At 71.6% G+C, this 7,974-nt stretch carries 9 protein-coding genes and 1 pseudogene; 1 reads left to right on the top strand and 9 read right to left on the bottom strand.

All coding sequences use genetic code 11. The features are described 5' to 3' along the window. Positions 1–424 (bottom strand): LysE family transporter (locus tag ACSNOB_RS07490; protein ID WP_436685856.1); only part of this gene is annotated, 424 nt, incomplete at its 3' end. 214 nt (positions 425–638) lie between these two features. Between ACSNOB_RS07490 and ACSNOB_RS07485 the strand changes: the two are divergent. Next, positions 639–908: pseudogene (locus tag ACSNOB_RS07485) on the top strand (nitroreductase/quinone reductase family protein); the annotation flags it as partial. Between the two features lie 232 nt (positions 909–1,140). Here the strand turns inward: ACSNOB_RS07485 and ACSNOB_RS07480 are convergent. From ACSNOB_RS07480 to ACSNOB_RS07445, 8 genes are all read right to left on the bottom strand, one after another. After that, a complete protein-coding gene (locus ACSNOB_RS07480) occupies positions 1,141–1,575 on the bottom strand; it encodes a metal-sulfur cluster assembly factor (protein ID WP_436685855.1) in 435 nt (144 codons plus the stop codon). After that, positions 1,572–2,048, bottom strand: coding sequence for a Fe-S cluster assembly sulfur transfer protein SufU (sufU, locus tag ACSNOB_RS07475; RefSeq protein WP_393103794.1), 477 nt, complete (start codon positions 2,046–2,048; stop codon positions 1,572–1,574). The genes ACSNOB_RS07480 and sufU overlap by 4 nt, the downstream gene beginning before the upstream one ends. A gap of 42 nt (positions 2,049–2,090) precedes the next feature. Beyond that, a complete protein-coding gene (locus ACSNOB_RS07470; protein ID WP_436685854.1) occupies positions 2,091–3,395 on the bottom strand; it encodes a cysteine desulfurase in 1,305 nt (434 codons plus the stop codon). A 17-nt stretch (positions 3,396–3,412) separates the two neighbouring features. Beyond that, the gene (gene sufC / locus ACSNOB_RS07465) at positions 3,413–4,186 is read right to left on the bottom strand and encodes a Fe-S cluster assembly ATPase SufC (protein ID WP_393103790.1); all 774 of its coding nucleotides are present in this window, start codon (positions 4,184–4,186) and stop codon (positions 3,413–3,415) included. Then, on the bottom strand, positions 4,186–4,512 hold the full coding sequence (locus ACSNOB_RS07460) for a non-heme iron oxygenase ferredoxin subunit (RefSeq protein WP_436685853.1): 327 nt from the start codon (positions 4,510–4,512) through the stop codon (positions 4,186–4,188). Before ACSNOB_RS07460 ends, sufC begins: the two co-directional genes overlap by 1 nt. After that, positions 4,512–5,648, bottom strand: coding sequence for a Fe-S cluster assembly protein SufD (sufD, locus tag ACSNOB_RS07455; protein WP_436685852.1), 1,137 nt, complete (start codon positions 5,646–5,648; stop codon positions 4,512–4,514). The genes ACSNOB_RS07460 and sufD overlap by 1 nt, the downstream gene beginning before the upstream one ends. Before the next feature lie 88 nt (positions 5,649–5,736). Continuing rightward, positions 5,737–7,167, bottom strand: coding sequence for a Fe-S cluster assembly protein SufB (gene sufB / locus ACSNOB_RS07450; RefSeq protein WP_393103784.1), 1,431 nt, complete (start codon positions 7,165–7,167; stop codon positions 5,737–5,739). Then, positions 7,164–7,922 (bottom strand): helix-turn-helix transcriptional regulator, encoded by a 759-nt coding sequence (locus ACSNOB_RS07445; protein ID WP_393103782.1) that lies wholly within the window; start codon positions 7,920–7,922, stop codon positions 7,164–7,166. Before ACSNOB_RS07445 ends, sufB begins: the two co-directional genes overlap by 4 nt. Positions 7,923–7,974 lie beyond the last annotated feature (52 nt).

The raw sequence follows: 7,974 nt of genomic DNA, 5'->3' as shown, positions 1-7,974 counted from the left end.
GCCGCCCGATGACGAGGGCGGCGAAGTAGACCACCGTCGCCGGATTCAGCAGGGTCAGCGCGAGCACGCCGCCGAAGGCCCGCATCGGGGTGTCCAGGCCCCGGCGGGTGCCGGCCGGGACGCCCGGCCCGGTGCGGGGTCGTAGGGCGCGCCAGGCGGTGTGGCCGGCGAGGGCGAGCAGCACGACCGCGGCGGCCAGCCGCAAGGGCCCGGCGACCGGGGCGATCAGCCCGGCGACGGCGGCCCCGCCGAGGGCCGCCACGGCGGCGTAGAGCCCGTCGGCCGTCGCCACCCCCAACGCGGCGGCGGCACCGACCCGGAACGACGTGCGGGCGCTGAGCCCGAGGATGAGCACGGCGATCGCGCCGACCGGAACGGCGACGCCGTAGCCGGCGACCAGACCGGCCAGGAACGCCCCGGTCACGACGGTCGGTGGCGGCTCGAGACGAACCCGCGCACCGTCCGCTGTCGCCGCGCGACGATGGTCGCGGCAACGAGGACGGGCTTCATCGGGTACGTCTCGATCACGCCCCGATCCTGCTCCCCCATCGCACCCCCCGCCACCGAATTGCTGACCGCCACGGTCACCGCCCTCGGCGGGGCGGGCGGGGGCGGGGAGAGCGGATCAACCCCGTGCTGGCCCGCGCGACGGCGACGCCTGGCTGATCACCGCATCCGCCGCCGGCGCCCGGCAGCACCCGGCCTGGTTGCTCAACCTGCGCGCCCACCCCCACACCGTCATCGAGACCGGCGACGACGTCGTGGCCGTCACCGCCGGGGAACTCGCCGGAGACGAGTACGCCGCCGCCTGGCGCGGCTTCGTCGCCCAGAGCCCGGCCTTCGCCGCCTACCAGCAACGCGCCGGCAGTCGCCAGATCCCGGTCGTACGGCTACGCCGGAGCCACTGACGCCACCACCCGTCACGGCCGTGACGCCCTCCCGCTCGCCACGATCCCGGCCCGGCCTGGCGCCCACCAGCGCCCACGACACCTGGATCTCGGCTCAGGCCGGCGGCCAGGGCCGCCCGCACGGACGGGCCGGCAGTCAGGCAGGCGGCGCGAGCCGGAGCAGGGAGGAGAGACACGTCGAGCGCGCCGCCCGGGAGGGGCGGCGCGCTCGACGGACCGGCGCTGGGCCGGGTCAGACGTTGAAGCCGAGGGAGCGGAGCTGGTCGCGCCCCTCGTCGGTGATCTTGTCCGGCCCCCACGGCGGGAGCCACACCCAGTTGATCCGGATGTCGTCGACCAGGCCGCCGCCCGGCCCGGTGGTCAGCGCCTGCCGGGCCTGGTCCTCGATCACGTCGGTCAGCGGGCAGGCCGCCGAGGTCAGCGTCATGTCCAGGGTGGCGACGTTGTCGTCGTCGACGTGCACGCCGTACACCAGGCCGAGGTCGACCACGTTGATGCCCAGTTCGGGGTCGACGACGTCCTTCATCGCCTCCTCGATGTCGGCGACGGCGGCCTTCCCCCGGGCCGCCGGCGCGGCGTCCGTGGCCGGCGCGGCGGCGGCCGTTTCCGGCGCCGCCGTGCCCTCGGCCGCCGGCGTCGCCGCGGTGGCGGTGTCCTCGCTACTCATGCCTTAACCTCCGAAGGGCTCACGCCCACGCCGGCGCGTGCCGCGGCGTCCTTGAACGCCATCCACGGCAGCAGCGCGCACTTGACCCGGGCGGGGTAGCGGGCGACGCCCGCGAACGCGACCCCGTCACCGAGCACGTCCTCGTCCGGCGTGACCTGGCCACGGCCGGACATCAACTCGACGAACGCCTCGTGCACCTGGAACGCCTCACCCGCGCCCCGACCGACCAGCAGCTCGTGCAGCACGCTCGCCGACGCCTGGCTGATCGAGCAGCCCATGCCGTCGTACGAGACGTCGTGCAACACGTCGCCGTCGGTCGCCACCCGGACGGTGACCTCGTCGCCGCAGGTCGGGTTCACGTGGTGCGCCTCGGCCACCCGGTCCGCCGGATCGCCCGCGTCCCGCAGGCCACGACCGTGCGGGTGCTTGTAGTGGTCCAGGATGATCTCCTGGTAAAGAGACTCAAGCTGCATCAGGCTGAACTCCCGTAGATCCGCGGGCTCCCGCGTCGCCGCTCACTCGAACACCTTCCGCACCTGCTCCAGGCCCGCCACCAGGGCGTCGATCTCCTCGGTGGTGGTGTAGAGGTAGAACGAGGCCCGCGTCATCGCCGGCACGCCGAACCGGGTGCACACCGGCCGGGCACAGTGGTGGCCGACCCGCACCTGCACGCCGAGGGAGTCGAGCACCTGCCCCACGTCGTGCGGGTGGATGTCGCCGAGGGCGAACGAGATGGTGCCGCCCCGGCCCACCGGCACGGTCGGCCCGAAGATCCGCAGCCCGCGCACCGAGCTGAGCGCGTCCAGCGCGTACGCCGTCAGCTCCTTCTCGTGCCACTGGATGGCGCGCATGCCGATGCCGCTCAGGTAGTCGACGGCGGCGCCCAGCGCGACCGCCTCGGCGATCGGCGGGGTGCCCGCCTCGAACCGGGCCGGCGGCGCGGCGAACGTCGAGCCCGCCATCGACACCGTCTCGATCATCGAGCCGCCGCCGAACACCGGCGGCATCGCCGCGAGCAGCTCGGCGCGGCCCCAGAGCACTCCGATGCCGGTCGGCCCGCACATCTTGTGCCCGGTGAAGACGATGAAGTCGGCGTCGTAGTCGACCACGTCCATCGGCATGTGCGGCACCGACTGCGAGCAGTCGAGCAGCAGCAGCGCCCCCACCTCGCGGACCCGCTGGGTGATCCGCGAGGTGGCGTTGACAGTGCCGAGGATGTTGGACATGTGCACCAGCGAGACGATCTTCGTCCGCTCGGTGACCAGGTCCTCCAGCCCGGACTCGTCCAGGCGCCCGTTGTCGGTGACGGGGAACCAGCGCAGCGTCGCGCCGGTGCGCTCGCAGAGCAGCTGCCACGGGACGATGTTCGAGTGGTGCTCCATCTCGGAGATCACCACCTCGTCGCCGGGGCCGAGCCGGAACCGCGGGTCGGCGTCGGGGCGCAGCGAGGCGTTGGAGAACGCGTACGCGACGATGTTGATCGCCTCGGTGGAGTTCTTCGTGAACACCACCTCGTCCACGCCGGGCGCGTTGATGAACGCGGCGATCTTCGCCCGCGCGCCCTCGTACGCCTCGGTGGCCTCCGTGCCCAGCGTGTGCACCGAGCGGGACACGTTGGCGTTGTGCCTCGCGTAGTGCTCGGCGAGCACGTCGAGCACCTGCCGCGGCTTGTGCGAGGTGTTGGCGCTGTCGAGATAGACCAGCCGGTGCCCGTTGACCTCCCGGTCGAGGATCGGGAAGTCGGCGCGCACCGTGGCCACGTCGTAACGCGGCACGTCGTCGTACTGCGGCATCCCCGGCGGGATCGCGATGGTGGTCACCTCAGCTGGTCCTTCGCTCAGGCCCGCGCCGAACCGGCCCCGGCGACGTACCGCTCGTAGCCCTCTTCCTCGAGCTTGTCGGCCAGCTCCCGGCCGCCCTGCTCGACGATCCGGCCGGCGACGAAGACGTGCACGAAGTCGGGCTTGATGTAGCGCAGGATCCGGGTGTAGTGGGTGATCAGCAGCATCCCGGTGTCGCCGGTGTCGCGGACCCGGTTGACGCCCTCGCTGACCACGCGCAGCGCGTCCACGTCGAGGCCGGAGTCGGTCTCGTCGAGGATGGCGATCTTCGGCTTGAGCAGCTCCAGCTGCACGATCTCGTGCCGCTTCTTCTCGCCGCCGGAGAAGCCCTCGTTGACGTTGCGCTGGGCGAACGCCGGGTCCATCTGGAGGCGCTCCATGGCCCCGCGCAGCTCGCCGCCCCAGGTGCGCAGCTTCGGCGCCTCGCCGTCGATGGCGGTCTTGGCGGTACGCAGGAAGTTGGCCACCGAGACGCCGGGCACCTCGACCGGGTACTGCATGGCCAGGAAGAGGCCGGCGCGGGCCCGCTCGTCGACGGACATGGCCAGCACGTCCTCGCCGTCGAGGGTCACCGAGCCGCCGGTGATCTCGTACTTGGGGTGGCCGGCGATCGAGTAGGCCAGGGTCGACTTGCCGGACCCGTTCGGGCCCATGATCGCGTGGGTCTCCCCCGACTTCACCGTCAGGTCTACCCCGGCGAGGATCGGCTTGAGCTCACCCTCGGGCAGCTTGACCGACACCTTCAGGTCGCGGATCTCCAGGGTGCTCATTATCGGGTCACTCCATTGCTCGGCGTCAGGCTGACGTAGATGTCGCCGTCGCGGACTTCGACGGGATAGACGGGAACGGGTTCGGTGGCGGGCAGCCCGGTCGGCTCGCCGGTCCTCAGGTCGAAACGGGAACCGTGCAGCCAGCATTCCAGCGTGCAGCCCTCGACCTCCCCCTCGGAGAGGGCGACCGCGGCGTGGGAGCACTCGTCGTGGACGGCGTAGAAGGCGTCGTCCTCGCCGTGCACGATCGCGATCTGCGTGCCGTCGACGTCCGCGCTGATCGCGGTGCCCTTCGGCACGTCCTCGGTCGAGCAGATCTTGATCATCAGGCGCCGGCCTTCGCCAGTCGGGCCTCGATGGCGTCGCCGAGCCGCTCGCGCAGCTCCTCGACCGGGATCTTGTTGATCAGCTCGGCGAAGAAGCCGCGAACCACCAGGCGGCGCGCCTCGGCCTCCGGGATGCCCCGGGCCATCAGGTAGAACAGCTGCTCGTCGTCGAAGCGGCCGGTCGCGCTCGCGTGGCCGGCGCCGGCGATCTCGCCGGTCTCGATCTCCAGGTTGGGTACGGAGTCCGCCCGCGCGCCGTCGGTGAGCAGCAGGTTCCGGTTGATCTCGTACGTGTCCGTGCCGGTCGCCTCGGCGCGGATCAGCACGTCGCCCACCCAGACGGTGCGCGCGCTCTCGCCCTGCAGGGCGCCCCGGTAGCCGACGTAGCTGCGGCAGTCCGGCACGCTGTGGTCGACCAGCTGGCGGTGCTCCAGGTGCTGCCCGGCGTCGGCGAAGTAGAGGCCGTACAGCTCGGCCTCGCCGCCCCGCTCGGTGTACTCCACCGAGGTGTACTGCCGGACCAGGTCGCCGCCGAGGCTGACCTGGACGTGCACCACCTTGGCGTCCCGGCCCAGCTTCACCTTCAGGTGCTGGGCCTGCACGGCGTCGTCGGCCCAGTCGGCGACGGTGACCAGGGTCAGCTTCGCCCCGTCGGCCACCGTCACCTCGACGTTGTCGGCCAGCGTCGCGCTGCCCTGCTGGTCGAGCACGACGGTGGCCTCGGCCAGCGGCTGCACGTCCAGCAGGATGTGCTGGTGGGCGACGCCGTCCCCCTGCCCGCGGGTCTCGATGGAGACCATGTCGCGCAGCACGGCCTCCCGCGCCACGGTCACCACGAGGGCCTTGTCGAACCGGCTCCACGCCTGGGCGCTGAGCCGGTCGAACGGCACCAGCACCCGGCCGAGGCGGGCGTCGTCCCGCTCGACCCACTCGGCGGTGACGCCGTCGGGCGCCCACACCTGCGTGACGACCTGCCCGGCCGACGCCGCGGCGTCGTCGAGCAGGCCCCGCAGCCGCTTGAGCGGGGTGAAGCGCCACTCCTCCTCCAGGCCCGTCAGGGCCGGGAAGTCGGCGACGTCGTACGAGCGGAGCGCCTGCGACTTGGTGCTGGGCGGCGCGGAAGCCTGGGTAGTCATCTCTTCCTTGGTCTGTTCTGCGTAGTCGGAGGGTCAGTCGGGCTGGTCGCGACGCGACGGGTCCGGGCCGCGCGAGGGCCGGGCGGGGTCAGCCGACCGCGCCCTCCATCTGCAGCTCGATCAGGCGGTTGAGCTCCAGGGCGTACTCCATCGGGAGCTCCTTGGCGATCGGCTCGATGAAGCCGCGCACGATCATCGCCATCGCCTCGTCCTCACTCAGCCCCCGGCTCATCAGGTAGAAGAGCTGGTCCTCGCTGACCTTGGAGACGGTGGCCTCGTGCCCCATCGACACGTCGTCCTCACGGATGTCGACGTACGGGTAGGTGTCCGAGCGCGAGATGGTGTCGACCAGCAGCGCGTCGCACTTGACCGTGCTGCGGCTGTTGGTCGAGCCCTCCAGCACCTGCACCAGACCGCGGTAGGACGTCCGGCCGCCGCCGCGGGCGATCGACTTCGAGACGATGGTGGAGGAGGTGTGCGGGGCGGCGTGCACCATCTTGGCGCCGGCGTCCTGGTGCTGGCCCTCGCCGGCCATGGCCACCGAGAGCACCTCGCCCTTGGCGTGCTCGCCGGTCATGTAGACCGCCGGGTACTTCATGGTGACCTTGGAGCCGATGTTGCCGTCGATCCACTCCATGGTCGCGCCCTCGTGGCACACGGCGCGCTTGGTGACCAGGTTGTAGACGTTGTTCGACCAGTTCTGGATGGTCGTGTAGCGGCACCGGGCGTTCTTCTTGACGATGATCTCCACCACGGCGCTGTGCAGCGAGTCCGAGGAGTAGATCGGCGCGGTGCAGCCCTCGACGTAGTGCACGTACGCGCCCTCGTCGACGATGATCAGCGTCCGCTCGAACTGGCCCATGTTCTCCGTGTTGATCCGGAAGTAGGCCTGCAGCGGGATCTCCACGTGCACGCCCTTCGGCACGTAGATGAACGAGCCGCCGGACCACACGGAGGTGTTCAGCGCGGCGAACTTGTTGTCGCCGACCGGGATGACCGTGCCGAAGTACTCCTTGAAGATGTCCTCGTGCTCGCGCAGCGCGGTGTCGGTGTCGAGGAAGAGGACGCCCTGCTCCTCGAGGTCCTCGCGGATCTTGTGGTAGACGACCTCGGACTCGTACTGCGCCGCGACACCGGCGATCAGCCGCTGCTTCTCCGCCTCGGGGATGCCCAGCTTGTCGTAGGTGTTCTTGATGTCCTCAGGCAGGTCCTCCCAGCTGGTGGCCTGCTTCTCGGTGGACCGGACGAAGTACTTGATGTTGTCGAAGTCGATCCCCGTGAGGTCGGCGCCCCAGGCCGGCATGGGCTTGCGGCCGAACAGCCGCAGGCCCTTCAGCCGCAGGTCGAGCATCCAGGCCGGCTCGTTCTTCTTGGCCGAGATGTCCCGCACCACCGCCTCGTTGAGGCCGCGCTGGGCGACCGCCCCGGCGACGTCGGGGTCGGCCCAGCCGTACTCGTAGCGACCCAGGGCGGCGAGCTGCTCTTCCTGGGTCAGGGGCTGGACGATCTGCTCGGTCATCTATCTGTCCTCACAGTGGTGACGGTCTTACCGGACTGGGCACGCCCCGGCTGGGCGGGAATGTGCGTGGTGCACACCCCGTCGCCGTGCGCGATGGTGGCCAGGCGCTGCACGTGGGTGCCGACCAGGCGGGAGATCACCGCGGTCTCGGCCTCGCACAGCTGGGGGAACTCGGCGGCCACGTGCGCCACCGGGCAGTGGTGCTGACACAGCTGGCCGCCGGAGGCGATCGTGGACGCGTTGGCAGCGTAGCCCTCGGCGGTCAGCGCCCCGGCGAGCGCCTCGGCCCGCGCGAGGGGGTCGTCGCCGGCATCCTCCATGGCGGCCCGGCAGCGGGCCTCCAGGGCGGCGACCTGGTCGGTGGCGAACGCCTCGACGGCCTCGGAGCCGCCGTTGCGCGCGATCCAGCGCAGCGCGGCGGTGGCCATGTTGTCGTAGTGGTGGGTGCCGCAGCGGCCCCGGGCCGCGTCGGTCAGCAGGAACACCTTCGCCGGCCGGCCCCGGCCCCGGTGGCCACGGACGGTCTGGTCGCGGGCGACCACGTCACCGTCGGCGAGCATCGCGTCGAGGTGCCGGCGGATCGCGGCCGGGCTGAGCCCGAGCGCCGAGCCGAGCTGCGCGGCGGTGGTCGCACCCCGCTCCAACAGCAGCTGGGTGACCCGGTCACGGGTGGAGAGATCCGCGACGGACGCGGACTGACCGGCGGCCGGGGGGGCCGCCGGCTGCTGCCCCGAGAGCGCCGCCGCGTTTTTCACAACGCCCACGTTACGTAATTCGCCGGAGGGCCGCAAACCCGGGTCCCGGTGA

It is taken from the genome of Micromonospora sp. URMC 106, from assembly GCF_051386395.1.
Lineage (GTDB): Bacteria > Actinomycetota > Actinomycetes > Mycobacteriales > Micromonosporaceae > Micromonospora.
This window is presented reverse-complemented; position numbering and strand designations above follow the sequence as displayed.